The 25,244-nt window shown below is 38.9% G+C and carries 21 protein-coding genes; 3 read left to right on the forward strand and 18 right to left on the reverse strand.

The window, feature by feature from the left end:
- Positions 1-10: 10 nt before the first annotated feature.
- From MMB68_RS25235 to MMB68_RS25245, 3 genes are all read right to left on the reverse strand, one after another.
- Positions 11-2,563 (reverse strand): cyanophycinase, encoded by a 2,553-nt coding sequence (locus MMB68_RS25235; RefSeq protein WP_269871025.1) that lies wholly within the window; start codon positions 2,561-2,563, stop codon positions 11-13.
- Between the two features lie 108 nt (positions 2,564-2,671).
- Complete coding sequence (iadA, locus tag MMB68_RS25240; RefSeq protein ID WP_269871026.1) at positions 2,672-3,844, reverse strand: beta-aspartyl-peptidase; 1,173 nt, start codon at positions 3,842-3,844, stop codon at positions 2,672-2,674.
- A 62-nt stretch (positions 3,845-3,906) separates the two neighbouring features.
- Positions 3,907-5,328 (reverse strand): YfcC family protein, encoded by a 1,422-nt coding sequence (locus MMB68_RS25245; protein ID WP_016763618.1) that lies wholly within the window; start codon positions 5,326-5,328, stop codon positions 3,907-3,909.
- A gap of 436 nt (positions 5,329-5,764) precedes the next feature.
- Between MMB68_RS25245 and MMB68_RS25250 the strand changes: the two genes are divergently transcribed.
- Together MMB68_RS25250 and MMB68_RS25255 are read left to right on the forward strand one after the other, a co-directional pair.
- Positions 5,765-6,835, forward strand: a complete 1,071-nt coding sequence (locus MMB68_RS25250) for an isocitrate/isopropylmalate dehydrogenase family protein (RefSeq protein WP_269871027.1) — start codon at positions 5,765-5,767, stop codon at positions 6,833-6,835.
- Positions 6,836-6,874: 39 nt separating this feature from the next.
- Positions 6,875-7,813: a nucleoside hydrolase gene (locus MMB68_RS25255; protein WP_221785996.1), complete on the forward strand. Its 939-nt coding sequence runs from the start codon at positions 6,875-6,877 to the stop codon at positions 7,811-7,813.
- Positions 7,814-7,901: 88 nt separating this feature from the next.
- Here the strand turns inward: MMB68_RS25255 and MMB68_RS25260 are convergent, their stop codons facing one another.
- From MMB68_RS25260 to MMB68_RS25295, 8 genes are all read right to left on the reverse strand, one after another.
- Positions 7,902-8,066, reverse strand: coding sequence for a hypothetical protein (locus MMB68_RS25260; RefSeq protein WP_269871028.1), 165 nt, complete (start codon positions 8,064-8,066; stop codon positions 7,902-7,904).
- Between the two features lie 3 nt (positions 8,067-8,069).
- Positions 8,070-8,501, reverse strand: coding sequence for a MarR family winged helix-turn-helix transcriptional regulator (locus MMB68_RS25265; protein WP_269871029.1), 432 nt, complete (start codon positions 8,499-8,501; stop codon positions 8,070-8,072).
- Positions 8,502-8,691: 190 nt separating this feature from the next.
- Complete coding sequence (locus MMB68_RS25270; protein WP_269871030.1) at positions 8,692-9,675, reverse strand: agmatinase family protein; 984 nt, start codon at positions 9,673-9,675, stop codon at positions 8,692-8,694.
- Entirely contained in the window at positions 9,650-10,939 is a 1,290-nt protein-coding gene (gene hutI / locus MMB68_RS25275; RefSeq protein WP_269871031.1) for an imidazolonepropionase, read from the reverse strand. Before hutI ends, MMB68_RS25270 begins: the two co-directional genes overlap by 26 nt.
- A gap of 16 nt (positions 10,940-10,955) precedes the next feature.
- A complete protein-coding gene (gene hutU, locus MMB68_RS25280; RefSeq protein WP_269871032.1) occupies positions 10,956-12,617 on the reverse strand; it encodes a urocanate hydratase in 1,662 nt (553 codons plus the stop codon).
- A gap of 50 nt (positions 12,618-12,667) precedes the next feature.
- Positions 12,668-14,179, reverse strand: a complete 1,512-nt coding sequence (hutH, locus tag MMB68_RS25285) for a histidine ammonia-lyase (RefSeq protein ID WP_269871033.1) — start codon at positions 14,177-14,179, stop codon at positions 12,668-12,670.
- Positions 14,180-14,536: 357 nt separating this feature from the next.
- Complete coding sequence (locus MMB68_RS25290; protein WP_221786002.1) at positions 14,537-15,361, reverse strand: aldo/keto reductase; 825 nt, start codon at positions 15,359-15,361, stop codon at positions 14,537-14,539.
- 37 nt (positions 15,362-15,398) lie between these two features.
- Complete coding sequence (locus tag MMB68_RS25295; protein ID WP_269871034.1) at positions 15,399-15,590, reverse strand: hypothetical protein; 192 nt, start codon at positions 15,588-15,590, stop codon at positions 15,399-15,401.
- Between the two features lie 307 nt (positions 15,591-15,897).
- Between MMB68_RS25295 and MMB68_RS25300 the strand changes: the two genes are divergently transcribed.
- Entirely contained in the window at positions 15,898-16,371 is a 474-nt protein-coding gene (locus MMB68_RS25300) for a YbaK/EbsC family protein (protein WP_013082511.1), read from the forward strand.
- Positions 16,372-17,245: 874 nt separating this feature from the next.
- Here the strand turns inward: MMB68_RS25300 and MMB68_RS25305 are convergent.
- From MMB68_RS25305 to MMB68_RS25335, 7 genes are all read right to left on the reverse strand, one after another.
- Positions 17,246-17,554 (reverse strand): DUF5634 family protein, encoded by a 309-nt coding sequence (locus MMB68_RS25305; protein WP_028413927.1) that lies wholly within the window; start codon positions 17,552-17,554, stop codon positions 17,246-17,248.
- A gap of 210 nt (positions 17,555-17,764) precedes the next feature.
- A complete protein-coding gene (map, locus tag MMB68_RS25310) occupies positions 17,765-18,511 on the reverse strand; it encodes a type I methionyl aminopeptidase (RefSeq protein WP_014460782.1) in 747 nt (248 codons plus the stop codon).
- Positions 18,512-18,754: 243 nt separating this feature from the next.
- Positions 18,755-22,330, reverse strand: a complete 3,576-nt coding sequence (locus tag MMB68_RS25315; protein WP_277549533.1) for a GH32 C-terminal domain-containing protein — start codon at positions 22,328-22,330, stop codon at positions 18,755-18,757.
- Positions 22,331-22,416: 86 nt separating this feature from the next.
- On the reverse strand, positions 22,417-23,244 hold the full coding sequence (locus MMB68_RS25320; RefSeq protein ID WP_013056298.1) for a mannose/fructose/sorbose PTS transporter subunit IID: 828 nt from the start codon (positions 23,242-23,244) through the stop codon (positions 22,417-22,419).
- A 26-nt stretch (positions 23,245-23,270) separates the two neighbouring features.
- Complete coding sequence (locus MMB68_RS25325; protein WP_013056297.1) at positions 23,271-24,077, reverse strand: PTS mannose/fructose/sorbose transporter subunit IIC; 807 nt, start codon at positions 24,075-24,077, stop codon at positions 23,271-23,273.
- Positions 24,078-24,089: 12 nt separating this feature from the next.
- Positions 24,090-24,584, reverse strand: a complete 495-nt coding sequence (locus MMB68_RS25330; protein ID WP_221786004.1) for a PTS sugar transporter subunit IIB — start codon at positions 24,582-24,584, stop codon at positions 24,090-24,092.
- Positions 24,581-25,021 (reverse strand): mannose/fructose/sorbose PTS transporter subunit IIA, encoded by a 441-nt coding sequence (locus tag MMB68_RS25335; protein ID WP_014460796.1) that lies wholly within the window; start codon positions 25,019-25,021, stop codon positions 24,581-24,583. The genes MMB68_RS25330 and MMB68_RS25335 overlap by 4 nt, the downstream gene beginning before the upstream one ends.
- Positions 25,022-25,244 lie beyond the last annotated feature (223 nt).

Consider the following 25,244-nt stretch of genomic DNA (forward strand, 5'->3'; position numbering starts at 1 on the left):
TACTTCCTTCTCATTTAATGTCTACGTTTATTGGTTTGATATCTAAGGCTACTTTCACAATGGAGTAATCGTCTTTTTGACCGTCGGTATAAGCCCAATAGCCATTGCTTTCAGGGCTTTTTCTGAAGGTAAGCTCAAAACCTTTGTTTTGGTTAAACGTATAGCTCTTTATTTCTTTGCTCTGAGCGTTATCGATAAGATCGTAAGCTAAAAATTTTCTTAATACGCCGTGCGGAGAGAAAAGACCCGTGTTTGGCCCAATCTTTTCACTGTAGTATTCATTTTTTCTAGTAGACGTTTTAGCTGGGTTTATTACGATTTCTTTTGTTGTCATATTTACTTTATCGCCTGGAGTAATACAAGAGATAAGAATATTTTTGTAATCACTCGGAAATTTGTCATTTGCCTGTACTTTGGCTAAATCAACTAACGTAATACCGCCTCTTCCAACAACTTCTATTTGTTTTCCTGAATTGTTGACCACCATAGCTGTATCTTCATCGATTCCGTACGCAAGCTGATTTTTATTTCCTTTTTCGTACGCTGTTGCAATAAGACGTCCGAGTCTTGCTTTGTTGTCAAAATGCTGATCTACAAGACCGTATTGGAAAAAGCCAAGACCTTTTTCCAAATAAGCAGGCCCGCCTTCTTGCTGAGTCATATCATCGTATGTGTCTGTAAATCCGTACGAAAGCGCTCCGTAGCTATCTCCGCCTGCGAGCATAGTATTACTCATAATCGCCGCGCCGGCGCTCGTACCACCAAGTACTGCCCCGTTTTTATACGTATGCCATATGGCTTGTAAAACTTTTGAGTCCGAACCATCTTCATTACGCAACGAGCCCGTAATCAAGGTTTGATCTCCTCCTACAAACCAAATGCCTGTTAGACCTTTAACTTTTTGCGCTAGTTTATCACTGTTTATATTTGTTTTCCAATTCGACTCGTTTTCTGGCGTCCCTTTGAAATTATGATTTGAAATGGGTAAAATTTCTATATTTTCTGCTTTCACTCCGTATTTAACTAAATCAGCTTTAAACTGATTAGAAGAATCGAACTTAGTACTGGCTGCAGGCACAATTCCTATTTTGGCTTGTTTTCCTCCTGCCAGAGTAATAAACTTGTTATACACGCTTGAATTACTGCTGCCAAGTGCTCCTCCTGCAATTAAGAGGTTACCTTTAATCGAACCGTATGCAGGACTTTCAGATGAAGAAAAAGTAGGTTTTTTATACGTTAAACTAGTTTTTTTATCTCGTTGAAATTTGACGGTTTTAGGTATAATATCCATTCTGACATTTACAATGGAATAGTCATCTTTTTGTCCGTCAGTATATCTCCAATAGCCGTTTGTATCACTATCCTTTTGAAAAGCAATTTCATATCCAGACCCTTGACTGTCATAAACATAGCTGTTGGCAGATTTCATCGATTCATTGTCAACAAGAGAATAGGATAAATAAGCCTTTAATCTTCCATATGGCGTAAAAACACCCGTAGCAGGCAGTGCGTTAAAGGAATAATATTCAAATCCCTTCGTTTCTACTTTATCTTTTGGAAATTCAAATGACTTTAAATGATAGTTAATTTTATCTCCAGGAGATAAGTAACTAACTTTTATGTTCTCTAAACCTGAACGCGCTTTTTGCTTAGATATAAGCTTAGCTTTGCTCATATCTAATACAGATACTCCGCTTCTTCCAACGACTTCAATTTTTTGATCTTTATTGTTAACGACCATAGCCGTATCTTCGTCTACACCGTATGCAAAGTTTTTTTCTTTGTCGCTTTCAGCATTATACGCAGCTACTGCAAGTCGCCCAAGTCGTGCTCGTTCATCCATATGCTGATCAATTATGCCGTGTTGGAAAAATCCCAGCCCTTTTTGAACTGATAGAGGCTCGTATTCTTTCTTATTGTGTTGGTTTTCGTTTACATGTTTATTTTTTTTACTTCCTATACTTTCTTTTAAAGCTCCTAGACTGTCTCCTCCTGTAATCATGACGTCACTCATAATTGCAGCTCCTGCACTTGTACCTCCGATAACTGCTCCCTTACGATATATATCCCAGATAGCTTTTAACGCTTCAGAATCGTTTCCATTATTTTGACGAAGGGAATCCACAATTTTTGTTTGGTCTCCTCCTACAAACCAAACTGCCGTTAGTCCTTTAATTGTACCGGATAACTTCTTATCGTTTACTTGGCTCTTCCAAGTCGATTCATCTTTTTGTGTGTCAGAAAAATCGTGATTTGAAACGGGAAGTATCTGAATAGAATCTGAGTTTACTCCGCATTTCACGAGGTCTTTCTTAAACTTTTCAGAAGACTGCAGCGTTGTGCTAGCAGCTGGAATAATCCCTATTTTGGCTTTTTCTTTTCCTCCAGCAAGCGAGAGGAATTTTTCATATATGTCGTGATTGGATGTTCCTACACCTCCGCCTGCAATAACAAGGTTGCCTTTAATGTCCTGCGTATTGTCTTGTGCTTTTGCAAGCAGCGGTGTACTCAAAGAAGAAAGTAATGTAAAGCTGATCAGACATGAAACAAGTTTCTTTTTCATTGGAATGCCCCTTTCCACGCAAATTTCAATAGCTCTTTCTAATTAGCTCATATCCTTTCCACAATACGTTCGTTAAATGATGCTTCGCTGCTTAGAGTCTAAAATCTGTTATTCAAACGTTCCTTTCACAAGAGGAACACCATCTTTTAGCATCATCTTACCTTGAGCAAAAACTGTTTTAATCGTTAGCGTCTCTTTATCTAAAAGGACTAAATCTGCATCTTTTCCAGGTTGAATATGCCCTTTATTGTACAATTTTAATACTTTAGCAGGGTTAGAGGTAATAACTTGAAGAGCTGTTTCTAACGGTACTGATTCCTCTAATACTGCATCTCGTACTTCTTGAAATAAAGAAGACACTTTTCCAACTTGAAGACCTTTATAATCTCCGTTATCATCAAAAAACGGCAGGCTCGCGTTTCCATCGGATGAAAACGTAATACTTGAGATCGGAACTTCTTCTTCAAGCATGATGCGTAACCCTTTGCTGCACTTCACTTCCCCTTCTTCTAAAAAATGAGGAATGGTGCTAGTCGTCAAATCTACATATCCGCCTCGTTTTGCAAATTGAATTCCTTCTTTAAACAGCTCTTCATTTCGATTAATGTGTGTAGGATGAAATTGACGAATTGGCAGGTCTGTTTTATCTGCAATTTGATTTAATAAAGATAATTTTCGTTCTCCATCTCCTACGTGAACTTCTAATATTCCAGCTTTTCCTGATAAAATCCCTCCATTGCGGGCAGCGGAAGTCACCTTTACCAGTTCTTCAAATGTCGGTTCAGAGGAACGGTGGTCAGAGATCGCAATTTCACCTACTCCAATAATTTTATCAATTAAAATAAGGTCTTCCTCGATGCTGCTGGTTAACGTTTTTACCGGTATTTGATAGGAACCTGTGTGAATGAAACAGCTAATCCCTTCTTCTTCTAATCCTCTTGCTTTGGCCAGAAGATTTTCCATTCTTCTTGTTGTACCGTCTGTTCCAAGTACACCTACAATAGTTGTAACACCGGCAGTCGTTGCATCGGTTAACATTAGTTCAGGCGTGCGTGTTTTATATCCACCTTCTCCTCCTCCACCAATAATATGAACATGTGAGTCAATGAAGCCTGGAGCTATAATGTGATTAGCGGCGTCTACAACATCGATAGGAATGGACGTATTTACATGATCAATACAATCTTTTATGAGGATGATTTTACTGTCTCCAAATAATACGTCTTTTTTTCCTAAATACTCTGGTGCATATACTTCTGCGTTTTTAATTAAGGTTAACAACGTCTATTCCTCCTACTAGTAAGCTCAGCTTACGAATAACATTTTCTATATACTTTCAACTCTTAAAATGGCCCGTAATTGATAAAATAAGCAATCACAACGGCTATTAGACCAATCACATATTGAATAAGGACTAACGGCAGCACCCATTTCGCCCACTTTGTCCATGAAATTCCCGCAATCGCTAAGCCAGCCATTAATGTTCCAGCCGTCGGGAAAATAATGTTTCCGATGCCGTCTGCAAAAGAAAAAGATAATACTGCTGTTTGTCTTGTAATATCAAGCAAATCTGCAAGCGGCGTCATGATTGGCATTGTCAGCATCGCATGACCTGTTCCAGATGCTAAAATAAGGTGAATCAGGGCTTGGAAGTTATAAATTCCGATAACGCTTAAATATCCCGGAATATGTTGAATGGCTCCAGATACTTGATGAAGCATAGGATCTACAATATGACCTTCATTCAAAACAACAAGAACAGCACGAGAAACTCCGATAACTAGCGCTCCTCCAACTAATGCTGCTGCCCCGTTTGTAAACGACTTAACTGTATTTTCAACAGACAGTCTCCCAATAACCCCAATCACAATAGTCAAAATGACAAACAGAGAGGCAATTTCGGTAATGTACCACTTATACTTAATAACCCCAAAAGCAAGAATTACATAGTTAACAAGAAATGCTGCCATAATCCATTTATGCTTTCTAGTTAACTTGGCATCGGAGTTTAAAAGTTTATTTGCATTAGTTATGCTGTATTTTCCGTAAGTTCCAATCGAAGGACTTTTTTTAACTTTCATCGCATATCGATAGACAAACCATACTGAAACAGCGTAAACAACTACGAATAAGATAAGGCGAAAGCCCATTCCAGAAAACATAGGAAGCTCTGCTACTCCTTGTGCAACACCCACTGTAAACGGATTCATAACAGCCGTAGTAAAACCAGCTGATGCTCCAATTAAAACAATGGCAGTTCCCGTTAATGCGTCGAACCCAAGAGCAAGTGCCAGCGGAATTAAAAGAGGAATATAGGCTAGCGTTTCTTCCGCCATTCCCATTAAAGATCCTCCTACCGCAAAAAATAGCATCATAACAGGAATTAATAATTTTTCTCGGGTAGCAAGCTTTTTAGCCATCGTTGTAATTAATACATCTACTGTCCCCGTAGCGCTTAGTACACCAAAGAAACCGCCGATAATTAATACAAAAAAGATAATATCGGCTCCTTCTACCATTCCTGTATGTATCGCTTTGACCATATCAAAGAATCCAACTGGTGTAGAATCAATCCATTTAAACGACTGAGGATCTACCGTTGTTCGTCCGTCTACTTCTACACGTGCGTATTCTCCGGCTGGCAAGATATACGTTAAAATAGTAGCAATCACAAGAAAGCCTAACAATAAAGCAAAAACGTTTATTTTCCTCTCTTTTTTCCTTACCTGATTTAATGAACTCATTTCTTTTTGCGGTTCACTCATTCTTCTTCTCCCCTTCATTGTGAAATAATAACTTTAAACAGACTTCTCGTTCTTTAAAAGCAGCTTCCTTATCTGCAACTACATATTGCTCCTTTCTCTTGTGTTCTTCACATATAGTACAAGCAATTTTCGTGCCAACGTATAACCGTTTAATTTTCTGAATTATGATATAATTAAAACATGTTTTAGGTGTTAATTGGGTGTTATGTTAAATTTAATAGCACCAATTAAGAAACTGGTTAATAGAAAATCTGGAGCACGAAGCATTAGCTAGTTCTTTTTTTAAAAAAGGCAGCACAAAGAAAGATAAAAGAATTTAATCTATAAACATAAAAAAATACTATTTTATTATTGTCTTTTCTTTAAGTAGATTAATACTATAAACCTTCAATCTATTTATAAAAGCATCGCGCATAATGAAAGGGTGTTCAAATCAATGAATGTTTATCGTATAGGGGTATTGGCGGGTGATGGCATCGGGCCAGAGATTGTCGACGCCGCAGTTAAGGTGGTTAAAACTGCTTCTTGCAAAGCAGGAGTGACAATTGAATGGGTTTATCTGCCGATGGGATGGGAAGGAATTAAACAATATAACGATCCTCTTCCAGAAGTAACGATAGATGCTTTAAAACATACGCATGGATGGATACTTGGCCCGCATGATTCTGCGGCTTACCCTCTTGAACACAAAGAAAAGCGTAATCCTAGCGGAGAGCTTCGTCACAGTTTAGATCTTTATGCAAATATACGGCCTGCTAAAACAATACCAGGCATTAAAAGCGTCGTGAAAGAAGCAGATTTAGTGATTGTCCGAGAAAATACAGAAGGATTTTATGCTGATAGAAATATGTATTCTGGACACGGCGAATGGCAGATTACAAAAGACGTTGTGGTGACATCGGGCGTATTTACACGAAAAGCCGTAGAAAGAATTGCGCATGAAGCTTTTGCATTGGCTATGCAGCGTCGTAAAAAAGTAACAATCGTACATAAAGCAAATATTTTAAGATTAAGTACCGGACTATTTCTAAACGTTTGTCGAGAAGTAGCTGATCAATATCCTGAAGTAAAAGTGGACGACTACCATATCGATGCCATGGCTGCTCATCTCGTACGTCGTGCAGCCGATTTTGATGTCATTGTGGCAGAAAACATGTACGGTGACATTCTTTCAGATTTAGCTGGCGAGCTTGTAGGGAGCTTAGGATTAGCCCCTTCTCTTAATGCAAATGAACATATCGCTATGGCACAAGCAGCTCATGGTTCTGCGCCAGATATCGCAGGTTTGAACATAGCAAACCCAATCGGTATTATTTCTTCAGCAGTCATGCTACTGAAATGGCTAGCTGAAAAACATGCGGATCACAAACTTACAGAAGTGGCTGCTACAGTAGAACACGCACTTTATCAAACGCTCCAAGCTGAAGTGAAAACGAAAGATTTAGGCGGACATGCCTTTACGTCGGAGTTTACAGAAGCTATTTTAGAAAAAATAAAATCCATGTAACATTAACAGCAATTTATCCATTCTATAGAGGTGATCATAATGAAAAAAAGAAAGATTATTATGGACTGTGACCCAGGTCATGATGATGCCATTGCAATTATTTTAGCTGCTGCACAACCAGGATTAGATATTTTAGGGATTACAACTGTTTCAGGAAACGCAGAAATAGAAAAAACGACGCTGAATGCTTTGAAGGTGTGTGATTTGGTATCGTTACATAACGTGATTGTTTCAAAAGGAGCAAGCGAACCAATGATGCGCAGACGTGAAAACGCGCCTAGTATACACGGTGATTCGGGATTAGACGGCCCTGAGTTCCCGGCTCTCTCTCGCAGCTGGAGCGAAGAACACGGAGTAGATACTATTATACGAATGGTCAAAGAGTCAGAAGATCCCGTTACGCTTTTGCCTACCGGTCCATTAACGAACATTGCTTTAGCTTTAATAAAAGCTCCAGAAATTAAAGAAAATATTGAAGAGATTATCCTTATGGGCGGCGGAACCTTCGGGAACTGGACGCCAACAGCTGAGTTTAATATTTGGGCAGATCCAGAAGCGGCTAAAAAAGTGTTTGATAGCGGCATTCCACTCGTAGTAATGGGGTTAGATATTACGCATCAAGCCGTTGCAACAGATAATGTTATTAACCAAGTGATGAACATTGATAATAACGTAGCAAAAAAGGTGGGTGAATTATTAGCATTTTTTAAATCTACCTATAAAGAAACGTTTGGCTTTGATGGTCCTCCTGTTCACGATGTATTAACCGTTGCTTATTGCATAGCTCCAGAACTATTTACGCTAAAGGAAGTTAATATTGTGGTAGAAACACACGGAGAATACACGGCTGGAACGACTTCAGTTGATTTGCTTGGAGTTACAGGAAGGAAAGCAAATGCGAAGTTTGGTTTAACCCTTGATGTGGATGGATTTTGGGATCTGATGCTTGAAGCTCTTAAATCATATTCAACTTCGTAATGTTCATTTAGAAAATACACTTTATAAACGAGAGGCAGCACCATAGCTGAGTTGGTGACTTGCTGGTGCTGTCTTACGTTTATTCATACTATCTAGCTGTTCTTTTCGCTTTTTGATTGAGCATTACCGTAATGATTGAAGCGACAATAACACCTGTAATTAAACAGTTGGATATATCTTTATAAATTACTCCCATTACTGTCCCGCCTATAACGCCTACACTAATAAGTAAAATTCGCTCTCTTTGATTCATGATTTATCCCTCCATCTTTTTTAATAAAACACTTAATTTATGAAGAGCAAACTGCAGGTCTAATTGCTCTTCTTCATTTAACTTCGCAAGATTTGTATGAAAGTTACTATAAATCCCTCTCCATTTTTCCTCTTGAATACTTTTTCCTTTAAACGTTAATGAGACTAAAACTGCACGCTTATCTCGCGGATCAGGCATTTTGATTAAATATCCTTCATTTTCTAATTCACTGATAACATTCGTTAACTGTTGTTTGGCAATATTTAATCCATTACTAATTTCCTTAATATTCAAATCTCTTTTTTTCATATACATAAATTCAACTACGTGATTTTGTAAATGTGTTAATTTCACTTCATTCTTATTTAAGTTCTTGAAGTTTTTAAATAAAACCAGTAATAAAGCGATATATTCCTTAGCCAGATTTTCCTTCATAAGATGTTCACCTTCTTTAGTAAATATATTATTACTAAATTCTAATAAAAACAATAAAAATTGTTTATTTTAGTAAAAATATATTTACTAAAATCCATACACACTTCTAAAGTTATTTTATCCCACTCTCAACAATCGTTTATTAATCTTATAAAAATAGCCATATAAAAAAGTAAGGAAGCACACTTCCTTACTTTCTGTTTGCAACACCCGTTAAAAAATTCAAAAACACGTGTATGCCTGCTTTCACGGTAATTTCTCCTACATCACGCAGCGGATCTAGACATACAATATCCATTGCTTGAACAAGCGGATGACTCCCAGCCGTGTATACCGCTTCAAACAATTCCTCCGTTCTCATTCCCCCTGTCGTTCCTGCTGGAACTCCAGGTGCGTAAGTGATATCTAACACATCCATATCAACGGTTAAATAGATCATATCTACCTCTTTGCTCAGCTGTTTTAATGCTTCTTTCACGGTATGATTTATTCCTGCTTTTCTTGCTTGCAGTAACGTTACATAATGAACGCCTTTGCTATCTGCATATTCCTTTAACGATTTTGAATTATAAAACCCGTGAAGTCCGATATTCCATACATGAGCTGCATCAATAGTATTGCTTTCGATTAAATTTCGTATAGGGGTTCCGTTAGAAGGACCGTTATCTTCTAAGCTGCGTAAGTCAAAGTGCGTATCAAACTGCAAAATCCCTATTTTCTGTTCGGGATGTGACTCTTTCCACCCTTTTACTAACATAGCTGTAATAGAATGATCGCCTCCAAGCATAATAGGTAGCGCATGCGGATGACATTTCCGCATAGACATCATCGCTTCTTTTATATACTGATGAGACTTCCCTATATTCGTTACGTGCTGCTTGACGTCTCCTAAATCCAACACTGACAAGGAAGTCAAATCCGTATCATACTCAATATGATACGGGTTAAAGGATTTCCAGAGCTTCCTCATGGCCATTGGCGTCTCACTGGCTCCAGAAGCGCTAATGGAAGATCTTGAAAGAGGCACGCCCAAGACCGTAATATCTATCGATGTAAAGTCGACGCTGCTCCCATCTTCAACTGTCTGAATCCAATCACTTACTTTAGGATCAGAAGTACTTTGACGCTGCCAGCAAAAAGGCGGTCGATCAAGCTGTGGGTACGGATAGTTCATGTAAAACACCGCCTTCAACCACAACTTTTCCATCTTTTAATACCGTGTCTACAAGATTTACGGCATAGTTATACTGCAGCGTTTGGTAATTGGGAGCGTCAAATAGCACTAAATCGGCTTTTTTACCTACTTCAATACTTCCGATTTGATCCCCTTTGCAAATGGCATGAGCCGCGTTGATCGTACAGGCGGTTAAAACTTCTGCTGGCGTCATCTTCATCGCTAAACATGCTAAATTCATAATAAACGGCAGTGATTCCGTAGGAGAAGACCCAGGGTTTCGATCTGTAGACAAAGCAACCGGCACTCCTGCTTCGATCATTTTTCTAGCACGCGCCGGCTCTTCCATTAAAAAGAATGCCGTACCCGGCAGTAGAACGGCTATAACTCCGCTTTCAGCCATTTGCTTAATTCCTTGATCCGATGCTTTTAACAAATGATCCGCGGACACTGCTCCCACTTTAGCCGCTAATTCTGCCCCGCCAAAAGACACAATTTCATCGGCGTGGATTTTAGGTTTTAGTCCGTATGCTTTTCCAGCTTGTAAAATATGCTCTGACTGTTCAACTGTAAACACGCCTTCTTCACAAAATACATCACAAAACTCCGCTAGCTCTTCTTTTGCAACGATTGGTATCATTTCTTCGATAACGAAACGAACAAACTGATCTTCATTTCCTTTGTACTCAACTGGCACCGCATGAGCTCCCATAAAGGTTGAAACAACATCTACTGGATGCTGTTCATTCAGTTTCTTCGCTACTTTTAATTGTTTGATTTCATCTTTAAGATTTAAACCGTACCCACTTTTGGCTTCGACAGTTGTAACTCCGTGCTGCAGAAATTTATTTAAACGTTTTGTAGATTGCTTGATTAGCTCCTCTTCCGTTGCTTGTCGTGTACTAACGGTTGTTTGTAAAATTCCTCCTCCCGCTTTTAAAATATCAATATACTTCGCCCCGTTTAAGCGCATTTCTAATTCTTTTTCACGACTGCCGCCAAACACAAGGTGAGTGTGGGGATCAATCAACCCAGGCGTTACGATTTTTCCTTCGGCATCAATTATATTAATAGGTTCATGGATATGCTCAAGGTATTCCTGCGCTTTGACGTCAAGCCCAACAAATACAATTTTTCCATTTTTCACGAGTACGCTGCCATTTTCAATGATTCCTAGATCTGACATTTCCTCCGATCGTCTAGGCTGACTTCCTCCTTTAACCGTAATGACTTGTGCAGCGCATTTGATATACGTAATAGTCATACGTATCCCTCCTTTTTTATTCATTTAACGCCGGAATTTGTATTCCTTTTTCTTTTGCAGTTTGAATAGCTTTATCATAGCCGGCGTCTACATGACGAACAACACCCATGCCTGGGTCTGTTGTTAAAACACGTTCTAGACGTTTGGCGGCTTCGTCCGTCCCGTCTGCTACTACAACCATTCCAGCGTGAAGAGAATACCCCATACCTACTCCTCCTCCGTGGTGAACAGATACCCAGCTTGCGCCTGCTGCCGTATTTACTAATGCATTTAAAATCGGCCAGTCTGCTACTGCATCACTGCCGTCTTTCATTGCTTCAGTTTCACGGTTTGGCGACGCCACAGAACCGGCATCTAGATGATCTCTACCAATAACGATAGGCGCTGACAGTTCTCCGTTTGCTACCATATCATTAATAATTTTTCCAAAGCGCGCTCTTTCTCCGTAGCCTAGCCAGCAAATACGCGCCGGCAATCCTTGAAACTCAATTTTTTCTCTCGCCATTTTAATCCAGTTGCAAAGATGCGTATTATCCGAAAACTCACGTAAAATGACTTCATCTGTTTTATAAATATCCTCTGGGTTTCCTGACAAAGCGACCCACCTGAACGGTCCTTTTCCTTCACAGAACTGCGGACGGATGTACGCTGGGACAAATCCCGGGAAATCAAATGCATTCGTGACACCTTCATCTAACGCCACTTGGCGAATATTATTGCCATAGTCAAAAGCAACCGCGCCTTTTCTTTGCATCTCTAACATGGCTTGAACGTGAATAGCCATACTTGCTTTTGATTGTTTTATATATTCATTTGGATTTGTATTCCGCAATTTTTCTCCTTCTGCTAAGCTGACTCCAATCGGCAAATATCCGTTAAGCGGATCATGTGCCGATGTTTGATCTGTCACAATATCTGGGATAAATCCTCGCTCTATCATTTCAGGAAGAATCTCGGCTGCATTTCCAACTAATCCAATAGAAAGCGCTTTGCCCAATCTTTTTGCATCTTCAGCTAATGTGATTGCATCAGCTACGCTTTCGACTACCGTATCGCAATATTTTGTTTCAATACGCTTTTCAATACGCGTGCGATCAACATCAATTCCAATTACAACGCCGCCTGCCATCGTAACAGCTAGTGGCTGTGCGCCTCCCATTCCTCCTAATCCAGCTGTTACCGTAATGGTTCCTTTCAAAGTTCCGTTAAAATGCTGGTTGGCACATTCAGCAAATGTTTCATACGTTCCTTGAACAATGCCTTGGGTTCCAATATAAATCCAGCTTCCTGCAGTCATTTGTCCGTACATCATTAACCCTTTTTTATCAAGCTCATGGAACGTCTCCCAATTTGCAAAAGCAGGAACAAGATTCGAATTCGCTAATAAAACACGCGGTGCATCACTGTGGGTTTTAAAAACCGCAACAGGCTTACCGGACTGTATGAGAAGCGTTTCATCTTCTTCTAACTCTTTTAACGCTGCGACAATACGATCGAACGCCTCCCAGTTACGAGCTGCTTTTCCGATTCCTCCGTATACGACTAACTTTTCCGGATGCTCCGCTACTTCGGAATCTAAATTGTTTAGAAGCATGCGAAGAGCAGCTTCTTGTACCCAGCCTTTTGTCGTTAGTTCCGTTCCACGAGGTGCTTTCATTCCACTTTGCTTTGTCTCCATTTTGTTTTCCTCCTCTATAAAAATGAAAAACTGTTAAACGAACATTTTTATTACAACGCTAGTTCATAATTAGTATCTTGCACAAAGGTTTTGAAATCAGCTGCTAACGCCTCAATATCACGTGAGAAAATTCGATCTTTAATAATGGTTGGTACGGTTTTTCTAATTCTTGAATGAATTTTTCTTGTTTCTGAAGCGAGTTTATCCACTCCTTGAATATCGGCTGCTTGAGCCGCACAAATTGCTTCAATCGATAGAACTCTTCGTGTATTTTGGATAATTTGATAAGCATGACGAGCAGCAGTCGTTCCCATGCTGACATGATCTTCTTGATTTGCTGAAGATGGGATAGAATCAACACTTGATGGATGCGCTAATACTTTATTTTCGGAAACTAATGAAGCTGCAGCGTATTGAGTAATCATGAGCCCGGACTCTAGACCTGGATCTGCACTTAAAAATGCGGGCAGCCCACTAAGCTGAGGGTTTACTATTCGTTCAATGCGCCGTTCAGAAATATTCCCAAGCTCCGCCATTGCAATTCCTAGAAAATCCATAGCAAACGCAATGGGCTGCCCGTGAAAGTTCCCTCCAGAAATTACTTTGCCGCTGTCGGCAAAGATGAGCGGGTTATCGGTTGCTGAATTAACTTCAATTAACAGCTTTTCTTTTACATAATTTAAAACTTGATAAATAGCACCATGAACTTGAGGAATGCAGCGCAGTGAATAAGCATCTTGCACTCTCATTTGACCTTGAGAAGTAGTTAATTGACTGCCTTCTAAATATGAAAGAATTCGGGCAGCTACCTGCTGTTGTTCCGGATAAGGTCTTACTCCATGAGACTCGGGCATGAATGCATCTAAAATGCCTTGCAGACCTTCTAATGTCAGTGCTGCAATCCCGTCAGCAAGATCTGCTAGCTTTTGAGCTTCAAGGTACGAAACTACTCCTACAGCCGTCATTGCCTGAGTGCCGTTGATCAAAGCTAGCCCTTCTTTCGCTTGTAATTGGATAGGTTCAAGCCCCGCTAGCTTTAAAGCTTCTTCTCCTTGCATTTGCTGACCATTATATACAGCTTCCCCTTCTCCAACTAGCAGCAGCGCTAGATGTGATAACGGGGCTAAGTCACCGCTAGCTCCAAGCGAACCTTGACTCGGGATAACCGGTACTACGTTTTGATTTAAGCAATCGATAAGAAGCTGCAAGGTTTCCAGTCGTATTCCGGAATATCCTTTAGCCAATGCATTTGCTCGTAACAGCAGCATCACTCTGCTTACTTCTAACGAGAATGGTTCTCCTAGTCCACAGGCATGACTGCGAATCAAGTTAATCTGCAGATCAGCTAAGTCCGTTTTTGAAATAACCGTATCGCTAAACTTTCCAAATCCAGTATTTACTCCGTAAATTACGTTGTTATTCGTAATGCTCTCTTCAATTAACGTTCTGCTTTTTTGTATATGTTCAACTGCGTGATCGCTAATTTTCACGGAGTATCCTTGGTAAATAACTTTGTAGATTTGGTCGAACGTCAGTGAATTTCCGTCGATTTGAATAAACATCATACCCGCTCCCTTGTTAAACTGTAGACTACCTTTTTTTTGAACACAAAAAGGGGCTATATCAAAGAGGAAACAAGCTCCTTTTGATATAGCCCCCTATAAACTAACCTACTTACACTATGGGCTTTTATTAATAATCGGCATTTCAACTTATACATACAAACAATCGCTAAATGACTAAATCACTATACACTTTAAGCTGTACAACTTAAAGCAACTAGGGTACCTACACTAAGTATTACGCTGAATTAATCATTTGTCAATTATTATTTAAGAAAATTTTAAATAATCTGAAATAAACTCATTATTTCTTATAGCAGCGATGATTCACGGCTGCACAATTTTATTTTTTAAACGTTATCGGACGTTCATGTCACTTGGGTGCGGACCTTTGCGGCGATTGCTGTTTAACCCATTAATCTCTGCCATATCATCGGCAGTAAGTTCAAAATCAAACACGTTAAAGTTTTCTTCTATTCTAGACGGTGTAACTGATTTAGGGATGACAATTGTGTTGTTTTGTAAGTGCCAGCGCAATACAACTTGAGCCGGAGTTTTGCTATGTACTTCAGCAATTTTTTGAATAACCTCGTCTTGTAACACTTCTCCTCCTTGATCAAGAGGACTCCATGCTTCCACGAAAATATTATGTTTGGCACAAAACTCTTTTAATTCGTTTTGAGCAAGATACGGATGACACTCGATTTGGTTTAAAACAGGCGTTACATCACATTCGTTTAACAAGCGCTCTAAATGCTCAATTTCAAAGTTGCAGACACCAATTGCTTTTACTTTTCCGTCGTGATAAAGCTTTTCTAATGCTTTATACGTCTCCACGTACTCATCATATTGAGGCGTAGGCCAGTGAATTAAATATAAATCGACATACTCAAGTCCTAATCGTTCTAAGCTTTCATCAAATGCACGTAATGCATTTTCATAGCCTTGGTCGCTGTTCCAAACTTTTGTTGTAATAAACAGCTGTTCTCGAGGAACAGAAGATTCTTTAATCGCTTGACCTACTCCTTCTTCATTTTTATAAATCATGGCTGTGTCGATAGACGTATATCCCACTTCAATTGCTTTTGACACTGCAGCTGCTGCTTGGTTATCTTCTACTTGCCATACGCCAAACCCAAGCTGAGGCATTTTTAAACCATTGTTTAATGTAACAATATTCATTTTACACGTCTCCTTTTTTGTTAAAAAATTCAAAGTTTTAATGATGGTGCCAGCCGATCAGCATAGCAACCTGTCCCATTATAATGCCGACTGGGATTCCTATAATCATGGCTCCAAATCGAAATTTAAAAGACCATGCGCGCGGCACAAGGGAAAACAAATAAATCATACTCATCGCTGCCATACATGTACTGCTAAAAAAACTGACGACAGTGTGTAAATTTGGCATTACTTCTCCTCATTTCACTAGAACGTTTGCGCCTTTTCAATTTCATCATTTATCTTTCGTTCTAATGCCTATGTTTTCGCAGCCGACATAGTTACATTCGTCAAACGGTTCCGTAATCCTGCTTTAATCAGTTAAAAATACTTTACCTACGTAACTTTTTTAATTAAAACGAATATGTGCTTTTAACTTCAAAGTTGTGTATAATTTCTGTATATTAAAATAATAAGATTTTTTCACTGTAAAGAACAACTGCACGTTCTCTGTAAGGCAATCATACATATTTGCAAGAAAGGAATGGATATAAAAAATGGCGATTGAAAAAGTAAAAGCATATTTTAAACAATATGGTATGGAGAATCGAATTATCGAAATGGATGAGTCCAGTGCTACTGTAGAACTAGCAGCGCAAGCTTTAAAATGCGAGCCGAAACGGATCGCAAAAAGTCTTTCTTTTAACGCCGAAGGAACTGTTCTATTGATTGTGGCAGCAGGAGATGCGAAAATTGATAACCGAAAATATAAAGAAGAGTTCGGAACCAAAGCAAAAATGCTTGGAGCAAGTGAAGTAGAAACGCTGATTGGTCATGCCGTAGGCGGAGTATGCCCGTTTGCCGTTAATGAAGGTGTTCACGTGTATCTAGATGAATCTCTGAAACGTTTTGTTACCGTTTTTCCTGCCTGTGGAAGTGGAAATAGTGCAATTGAATTAACAATACCTGAACTAGAAGAATTTTCGAAATGCTTAAAGTGGGTTGATGTATGCAAAGGATGGAATGAATAATTTACGTAAATTACGGTACAGCTATACATAAAATAAATAAATAAATAAATCAGCACGCCAACAAGCTGAAACAGTTTTTTGTTTCAGCTCATTGGTGTAGCTAAACGAATTTATGAAACAGCTTAACCCAACCTAGGTAAGAAACCCCTAAGAGAAATACAAAAAGAAATAGTAAAGGAATGTTCCTAGGGATAAAAAGCCAGCCGTCTAACGTATTCCACAGAAATTCACTTTTATTTGCTTTTCTCATCATTTTCACCTCAAGCAGATTTACTATTTTGTCTTCAAAAATTCTTTTACATAGTTATATACAGTATCTTCAACTTATGACCTTTTTTCAAGAAAAACGTGTACGGAAAATTGATTGAATGTGAATCTTCTTAATTTATACCCGTTATGTACTCATTCATCATCTTAGTTTCATCTGTAAAAAAGAAGAAGCCTACATTTTTAGATGCAGGCTTCTTCTAGTTGATTCAGTCTTTCCTTTGTTTGCCTAGTCAGGCCCTTTCGTTACGTATATCGGTTCATAACCAAAGTGCCTTGTGTCAGATACGAATATCTGCTTTCAATTTGCGGTAATACATTTGCTGAAGTCGCTGTTAAGCCTTTCAAAACTAATCAGTCCCTTCAAACGCTAAGTATTTAACCTTCCACAACAACCATTTGCATGATAGCTGCTGTACTATATGTGTACCCCGTATTTATATAGTAAAACCTAAAAAAACAATTTTTTATTACATGTAATTTTCTAGACTTTATAGCAAAGAAAAGTTAGATAGTATAGGTGAAAGAAGCACGACAGCCATTAGCGCCCTACTGTTCAGATTCACGCATTCAAAGAAAAAATCTGAACTGAAATTCAAAAAATTATTTAATGTATGGTTTCATCAATTTTTTGAAACGCATCTTCAAGTGAAGTATATCCGTTTGTTTCTCCTTCGTTACCTTGAAGAGTCCATTCTTGCTTTTCGACTGCTAATTTCCCGTCTTTATCTTTTAGATAAGGTCTGTTAACCATAAACACATGATCATTCTTTTTTACTGTGTAGCCAAGATAATAGTGATTACCTTCTCCTTCCTCTTCATATACGGAGACGCCTTGAAGGTTATATTTGTTTAAAATGTCATCCATATGATGAGTCAGTTCACTTACAATCGCTTCTCTTCCTACATATTCCACATTTCATACCCCTTTTCATTTTGATTTATACTTAGCATTCCCTTGAGCATATTCAATTACACTATCTTTCAAACGTTGTATGAACAAAGCAAGTCAATATAATAGTCATTCATTACATAGTAATAAAAAAACTACCTCACTATAATGCAATGAAAAAACATTGCTAAGTGAAGTAGCTTTTTTGTTACCGAAATCTACAGAGAAACTTGATTATAGTTCAGTTAAAATAATCGGTTCACCGTTTGTTACAACAATCGTATGTTCACATTGTGCTACAAGACTATTATCAGGTGTAACAAACGTCCAGCCGTCGTCTCCGCGTTCAATGATATGATCAGCCTTCATAGAGATAAACGGCTCTACAGCAATAACAAGACCTTTTTTCAAGAGGGCTTTATCCATTGGATCATAATAGTTTAAAATGTGGTTAGGAGCGTCATGTAAGCTGCGGCCAACACCATGACCCGTTAAGTTTTCAATAACAGCATATCCGTTTTGATGTGCAAAGTTAGAAACAGCACGACCAATTTGGTTTTGTTTTGAACCAGCTTTTACTTTTTTCATAGCTGCCCAAAATGCATCTACTGCAGCTTGACACAGCTTTTCTTTTTCTTCGTCTTGCCCGATAACAAATGAAATACCCGTATCTGAATAATAGCCATCAAGTACTGCAGATACATCTACATTTACTAAATCGCCATCTTTTAATACGCGGTCTCCAGGAATACCGTGAGCCACTTCTTCGTTGACACTAATGCACGTTACACCTGGGAAATTATATTCTTTTTCAGGTGCAGAAATAGCACCGTGTTCATCCAATATTTTTTTACCGATCATATCAAGCTCTTTTGTTGTCATACCTGCTTTTGCTTGTTTTTTCATTTCTTCGCGCGCAAGTGCAACGATGCGTCCAATTTTGCGTAAACTTTCTAAATCTTGTTCGTTACCAATAATCATAAAAAAACACTTTCCTTCCTCGAAATATATATCCTATCCGATTTTATCATATTTTTATGAGGATTTTTCAAAAGACCTTTTAAGAACTAAAATGTACGATTAATTAGACTAGTAAGATATTTATCATATGTCAAAATCCTCTTCATTAACCTATGAAATTTAAAAAGCATGCTACTTCACCGCAGCATGCTTTTTTATGCCATATAAAAAATCCCTCAAATAAGCAGAAGCTTTCACAATCCCTTAATCCACTATTTCAAATTTCACTTCATTAAACAAACTAGTAGAATTCCACACATTCAGCCCAGCATAACCTTCTGAAAAGGTAGGGTCCATCGTATCGATCACCAGCTTATAATCGAGATAAACTTGAATGTGTTCTCCTTCAGCCGTCACTTTTAGATGGTAATCCGTATTTGTCTTTAAATCCAGCTTTCCCCCATCATCGTAAATAATGAGATCCTTTCCTATTCCATCTCTAAACGCAATGAGCTTTATTTGATTATTCAGCACATCTACATTCGCAGCATAAGCATTGTTTGCCTGTTCATCCGAACGGAATACTAGCGCTCCTGCTCCTGTAGAATTTGAAACGGGATCGTCTAACACCTTTATTTTTGCCTCATATGTGAAATTTTTTGCTTCTTTTGATGATAAGGTAAAGGAATCTTCTTTGCTTCGTCCTTGTTTTCCGTTAATTGTATCGGTCCATAGTCCGCTAATATTCTTCCATACAGACAAGTTTGTATCAACAGGACTTTTATTCCAAATAGATTTTAATGGATACATCTTAAGAGAATTTAATTTTACAGCGCCTCCTTTGCTGTAAAGCTTTATTTTATTGCTTGAAAGCGTTGGAAAGAGCTGGTCTGTTATTACTGCCGTGCCGTCATTGCCAAATACTTCTACAGACGACTGGTCTACAAACATATGGAGCTTAACTTTTCCGTCTTTTGGAAGCATGGGAGCAGAGTGTTTGCCTTTCACATTTTCACCAAAATCAAAACTTCCAGAGTTTGTTCGATCAACAGATAATCGCTGCTTGTTTATGTTATAGCTGACTTTCGTATTTTCACTGCCTTCTTTTTGAATTTGAAAACCAAATTCTTGTGCATCCGTATTAGAAACATCGAATTCTGCCATGATTTCATATTTATTTTCCTTTATGCCTGAAAGAAGATTTTCATTTTCAGCAACCATCAAATTCTTCAATATCTTTTTTTCTTGCTTATTGCGAATTGAATCAATTGAAACAGGTACTTGTTGTAACCGAAGCCCTTTTGCTGTGTTGGTTAGTTCTATTTTTCTTGGAATTGACATAGAGCTTCTCCAAGTAGTAGTTGGGGTATTGTTGGCATATTGCCAATTGCTCATCCAGCCTAGCCAATACTTTTCTCCGTTATCTCCTTCAACTCCGCTCCAATCTACAGCGGCATAAAAGTCGGCACCATAATCTGTCCAAAGCACTTCCTCTGGCGGATTTTCATTTTTAAATGTTTTTCCGTCAAAATCGCCAACAAAGTACTGCATCCCTGAACCTCCAGCTGCCGCTCCATCATTGATGCTGACTTGCAGCATCCATTTTTTCTTCGTGCTGTCTCCATCAACCGGCAGTTCGAGTAAAGTAGGACACTCCCAAATGCCTCCATTGCTTCCGTGAGTTGAATTCACCCATTCTCCTGACACTGTGTTCCAATCTGAAAGCTCTCCGCCTTCTCTTTGTTTAGCTTCCTCTGGTTCTTTTGCTACACTGTCTACTTTCTCCGGCATCTTTTCTGTATTAAATACATTCACATCATCTAGATTAATATGCCCCCATCCGCCTACAGCTTGATCAACAGCTTTAATGTACAGTACTTCTCCTATATACTTAGAAGCATCCCATACGTAGCGCTGGTACTTTTCATCTGCAAACTTTGTATTCGCTTGACGAATCAATTCTTTATCGTCAGATGCCCGGACTAAGGAGACATAGCGGTTTGTGGGGTCGTTTCCGCCTCCCATTAACAAATTGATTTCACCTGATCCGCTCAATTTAAAATAAGACGAATGTAATTCTCCAGTGGCATTATCGCCATCTTGCTTATCAGAAAAACCCCATAAATGATACTTTCCTTTTTGTTCAAAAAGACCGCTCCAATTTGCAGTTGCATCCGTTACATGATCGTTTGTGAATGCATTTCCCTTTATCGTTTTCCAGCCGGTGAGATCTCCTGTTTCAAAACTTTTATTTTTAATTTCTTTTTCATCTGTATCAATAAACTTTGTCATGTTAACGTCTTGAAACTGGACTGAAGATTGATTAACGTGTAGTCCAAACAATCCTTTTGAAAAAGTTTCATCTTTTGCAGTAAGGGTGAAGTTATCGTCTATATGCAAATCAAGTTTATTTTCCAATGCAGTTACTTTTACTTGATGTGATTTGCTCGTATCAATTTTTGCGTTTGTTTCGACAAGGATAGTTGAAATGCCATTTTGAAGCTTTACTAGTTTGATTGTATCTTTAGAAGCGTCCACGCTAGCTATATATCCGTTTTTGGCTTCTGCGTCTGCTCGAAAGAGTAGTGCACCTGAACCATTTGCATCTAAAAATGTCATATTTGACTTGAAAATGAACTGATCTCCCTGTTCTTCACTTATGATATATCCATCGCTGTCAGATTTACCAAGTTTTCCAGCAGCAGTATCATTCCATGTTCCCGTAACAGGTTTCCAGTTAGATAGATTGGTTATAAAATTAGATTGATTCGTAAATTTAACATGACGAAAGACAGCTGTGGAATTCCATGCTGTTAATCCAAACTGACCGTTTTCAAAAGATGCATCACTGCCTTCTAAAACCTGTTTTCCATTTAGCAGTATCTTAAAGTGGTGACTGCTTGCTTCTACTTTCACGTGATACGCTTGCGACGTATCCAGCCTCATCGACTTTGAGACAACGGTCGTTACGCTTCCTTTCTCTACTTTGTTAAGTGTTAAGAGGTTCTTTTCAGCATCTAAATTGACGGTATATGCGTTTGTTGCATCTTTATCAGAACGAAAAACAAGGCCTCCTGCACCTTCGCGTCCATTCTTTTCTACAAGCGTAATTTCTCCCTCTAGAGTAAAGGATTGACCTTTTTGTTCAGACAAAGTATATGAATAGGCACCGCTTTGACCGTTTGCTTGAACCCCTCCGTCAGATCCAAACTCACTTGCGTATTTCCAACTTTTTAAGTCAGGTGATGTATAAAACATGATTTTATCTTTAGCAGCTAAAGACATCACCCACTGCTTGGTTTGGTCGTGCCAAAACACTTTTGGGTCGCGCCAGTCAGGAACTGGGGGATTCGGCATAACAGGATTTCCTTCATATTTGGTCCACGTTCTTCCGCTGTCCTTGCTGTATGCTAGACTTTGCACCTGCCCTTTACTGCCCGAGTGCGTAAAGATAGCTACCATCGCTTCTTTTCCAAACCCTGCGGTATTATTCCAATCAATAACGGCACTGCCTGAAAAAATCTCTCCGTTCTCGTCTGGAGAAAGAGCAATCGGCAGGTGTTTCCATTTCACTAAATCTGTACTAACTGCATGCCCCCAGTGCATAGGTCCCCAGGTGGTACCGTAAGGATAATACTGATAAAAAAGGTGATACTCCCCGTTATAATAGACCATTCCATTTGGATCGTTCATCCAGTTCGCTTCTGGAGAAAAATGAAATTGATTCCGGTATTTTTCTTGATAATACCCTGTATTATCAGCTAATACAGGGTATACAGAAAACAAGCTTATAGAACAAGCGACTCCAATCATTAATAACTTTTTGACGGTTCTTTTCATCTTCCTTTCCTCCTTTATTGGCATACTGGCTATGTAAAACATTTTCACCAGCAGATGCTAGAAGAATAGATGACTCCTCTTATTTATCAGCCTAAAAAGCCGATCCAATAACCTCCTATACCGATTAAGAAAATACCGAAAATAATAAGCAGCGGATTTGTACCTTTTCGAAGCATCCATGCTACTAATAAAGTTAGCGCTAAAGGTAGCAGTCCCGGTAGAATACTATCGAGTACGTCTTGCACGGTTTTCACGACAACTTTACCAGAATCATCTTTGATCCTAGAAACAACCACTGGTATATTAATAGTGGTCCATTTCGAAACCAATGCTCCCATTACAAAGAGTCCTAAAATGGATGCACCTTCCGTCAGTTTTTGAATTCGATTCCCTACTAAATCTTTTAAAATTTCTGTTCCTTTTAAATAGCCATATTTTAATCCATAATATTTTGTACTTAATCGAATGGCATTAATTAAGATGAAAAACAGCAGTGGCCCGGCAATATTCCCGCCTAACGCAAGAGATGCGCCTAGTGCTGCGAGAACTGGCCGCAGCGTTCCCCAGAAAATAGGGTCTCCTACACCAGCAAGCGGTCCCATTAATCCAATTTTCATTCCGCTGATAGCTTTTTCATCAAAATCTTTTTTGTTTGCCATTTCTTCTTCCATTGCTGCCGTTACGCCGAATATAGGTGCAGAAATCCATGGATGTGTATTGAACCATTCTAAATGCCGCTTTAGTGCCGCATTTCGCTGTGCCCCTGGTCCGTATAAACGTTTGATTGCCGGAATCATAACATAACAGTAGCCCATTGCTTGAACACGCTCAAAGTTAAATGAACCGAGTAAAAAATTCGAACGAATGAACATGCTAAAGATATCTTTTTTCGTTAATCTTTTTTCATTTTCCATCTCTATCCCTCCCTTAAGTTCGCCGTTTAGGCATCTAAATCATCATCGTCATCATATACTTGTTCGCTCCCTGTAGCTGCGGGAACGCCTGCCGGCTGCATTTGATTTCGCTGCTGCATTACTTGCTGATAAAGAAGTGCTAAACAAAGACCCAGCGCTCCAAATCCTACCAGGTTAAACCCTGTAAATGCCGCCAATAAGAACCCGATATAGAAAAAGGGCTTTAAATGAGGAATGTTCATCATATTGATAACCATGGCATATCCTACGACCACGATAATGCCTCCTCCAATTTGCAGGCCTTTTGTAATAACTTCCGGAATATTTCCGAGGAAAGTTTGCACGGCGCTTACGCTGATTAATGTAACAATTAAAGTTGGAATCATAACGCGGAGAGCCTGAAAACCCATAGCAGTAATATGCATAATTTCAATTCCTTTAAAGTTTCCTTCTTCCGCGTACTTATCAGCTCGGTGGATTAAAAATACTGTGATAGTACGAACAAAAATAGTGAGTACTTGCCCTGCAGCTGCTAAAGCTATGGCTACCGCAATGCCTTCACCAATCCCCTGACCAGCTGTGATAACTAAAATAGTTGAAATAACAGAAGCAATAGCCGTATCAGGTGCCATCGCCAATCCAACATTCATCCATCCAAGAGCCATTAATTCCAGTGTTCCACCTAAAATAATGCCGGTTTTTAAATCTCCAAGCACCAAGCCTACTAACGTGCAGGCAATGAGAGGACGATGGGATTGCCCTTCGTCCAACACGCTTGCGATGCCAGTTACCGCTGCAATGACTAATAATAAAATAATTTGTATGGAAGACATAAACTCATCTCCTTATTTGATTTTTGTTTCGTTTCTCAGTAGTTGAATAAAATTTTCACTAGAATCTGAAGGTAATTGGCGCAGCTCAAGCTTTACGCCTAGTTCCTGCAGTTTCTCAAAAGCATCGATATCTTTTTCGGTAACGCTTACAGATTTAGTGATTTGTTTTCGGTCATTAGCAAAACGCATGCCCCCTACGTTTACTGTTTCAATAGGTACGCCTGCTTGAACAAGAGCGACAATGTCTGTAGGGTTCTCAAACAGCAGCATGGCTGTTGTATCCTGATAACGAGGGCTGTGAAATGCTTTTGTCATTTTAGAAATCGACACAGCGCTCGCCTTTACATTCGAAGGAGCCACAGAAAGAATAAGCGTTTTTCGCATTTCATCCGCTGCCACCTCATCTGAAACAATGATAATTCGATCTGCTGCATTTGTTTTGATCCATCTTGTTAATACCTGCCCGTGAATAAAGCGGTCATCAATTCTTGCTAAAACGATTTTCATAATAATCCATCCTCTCCGATTTGGTTTGCTTGCTGGATTTTCTCCAAATGTTCACTGCATACTTGAAAACTTTCTTCATTCACTTGCTTTAATCTTCCTAGCATCTCTTTTAATGTAACGTGTTCCCTCATGGCTAACACTTCTAATAGCATAGGCAAGTTAACTCCGGATACCATATCCGCTGTTTTATTTTTAAGGATATAGGGAGTAGCCGCATTGTAGGGTGTACCTCCGAAAATATCGACTAAAAAAAGCACTTCATTTTCTAAGGGCATTTCCTCTAGTGCCTGCTTATATTTTTCTTCAAGGGTTTGGATACCCTCTCCTTTTAGAAAAGGTACGGCTACTACGTGATTCTCTTCACCAAATATCATTTTGGAAGACCCCTCTAACGCTGGCGCGAAATCACCATGTCCACTAATAATGACTGAAATCATGTACACTTGCTCCTCTCTTTTACGTTCTACACTTATTTATTGCAAGTATCGTGCCAACAAAGAGTATTAAGCGCTTTCATTTATTTTTCAATACCTTTTTCTGTGTTGTTGATACAGGTTCCTTAAAATAAACAAACCTGTATCAACACGTCATGCGTTTTAATACAGGTTTTTCTGTTATTTAAAAAGTGGGATAAAAAAAGAAACTAGTGGCATATAAATC

It is taken from the genome of Priestia sp. Y58, assembly GCF_029522095.1.
Lineage (GTDB): Bacteria > Bacillota > Bacilli > Bacillales > Bacillaceae_H > Priestia > Priestia megaterium_E.

Bases quoted from the DNA above. Each gene is read 5' to 3' on its own strand.
- MMB68_RS25235 (WP_269871025.1), bottom strand. From the start codon at position 2,563: ATGAAAAAGAAACTTGTTTCATGTCTGATCAGCTTTACATTACTTTCT.
- MMB68_RS25245 (WP_016763618.1), bottom strand. From the start codon at position 5,328: ATGAGTGAACCGCAAAAAGAAATGAGTTCATTAAATCAGGTAAGGAAA.
- MMB68_RS25250 (WP_269871027.1), top strand. From the start codon at position 5,765: ATGAATGTTTATCGTATAGGGGTATTGGCGGGTGATGGCATCGGGCCA.
- MMB68_RS25255 (WP_221785996.1), top strand. From the start codon at position 6,875: ATGAAAAAAAGAAAGATTATTATGGACTGTGACCCAGGTCATGATGAT.
- MMB68_RS25260 (WP_269871028.1), bottom strand. From the start codon at position 8,066: ATGAATCAAAGAGAGCGAATTTTACTTATTAGTGTAGGCGTTATAGGC.
- MMB68_RS25265 (WP_269871029.1), bottom strand. From the start codon at position 8,501: ATGAAGGAAAATCTGGCTAAGGAATATATCGCTTTATTACTGGTTTTA.
- MMB68_RS25270 (WP_269871030.1), bottom strand. From the start codon at position 9,675: ATGAACTATCCGTACCCACAGCTTGATCGACCGCCTTTTTGCTGGCAG.
- hutI (WP_269871031.1), bottom strand. From the start codon at position 10,939: ATGACTATTACGTATATCAAATGCGCTGCACAAGTCATTACGGTTAAA.
- hutU (WP_269871032.1), bottom strand. From the start codon at position 12,617: ATGGAGACAAAGCAAAGTGGAATGAAAGCACCTCGTGGAACGGAACTA.
- hutH (WP_269871033.1), bottom strand. From the start codon at position 14,179: ATGTTTATTCAAATCGACGGAAATTCACTGACGTTCGACCAAATCTAC.
- MMB68_RS25290 (WP_221786002.1), bottom strand. From the start codon at position 15,361: ATGAATATTGTTACATTAAACAATGGTTTAAAAATGCCTCAGCTTGGG.
- MMB68_RS25295 (WP_269871034.1), bottom strand. From the start codon at position 15,590: ATGCCAAATTTACACACTGTCGTCAGTTTTTTTAGCAGTACATGTATG.
- MMB68_RS25300 (WP_013082511.1), top strand. From the start codon at position 15,898: ATGGCGATTGAAAAAGTAAAAGCATATTTTAAACAATATGGTATGGAG.
- map (WP_014460782.1), bottom strand. From the start codon at position 18,511: ATGATTATTGGTAACGAACAAGATTTAGAAAGTTTACGCAAAATTGGA.
- MMB68_RS25315 (WP_277549533.1), bottom strand. From the start codon at position 22,330: ATGAAAAGAACCGTCAAAAAGTTATTAATGATTGGAGTCGCTTGTTCT.
- MMB68_RS25320 (WP_013056298.1), bottom strand. From the start codon at position 23,244: ATGGAAAATGAAAAAAGATTAACGAAAAAAGATATCTTTAGCATGTTC.
- MMB68_RS25325 (WP_013056297.1), bottom strand. From the start codon at position 24,077: ATGTCTTCCATACAAATTATTTTATTATTAGTCATTGCAGCGGTAACT.
- MMB68_RS25330 (WP_221786004.1), bottom strand. From the start codon at position 24,584: ATGAAAATCGTTTTAGCAAGAATTGATGACCGCTTTATTCACGGGCAG.
- MMB68_RS25335 (WP_014460796.1), bottom strand. From the start codon at position 25,021: ATGATTTCAGTCATTATTAGTGGACATGGTGATTTCGCGCCAGCGTTA.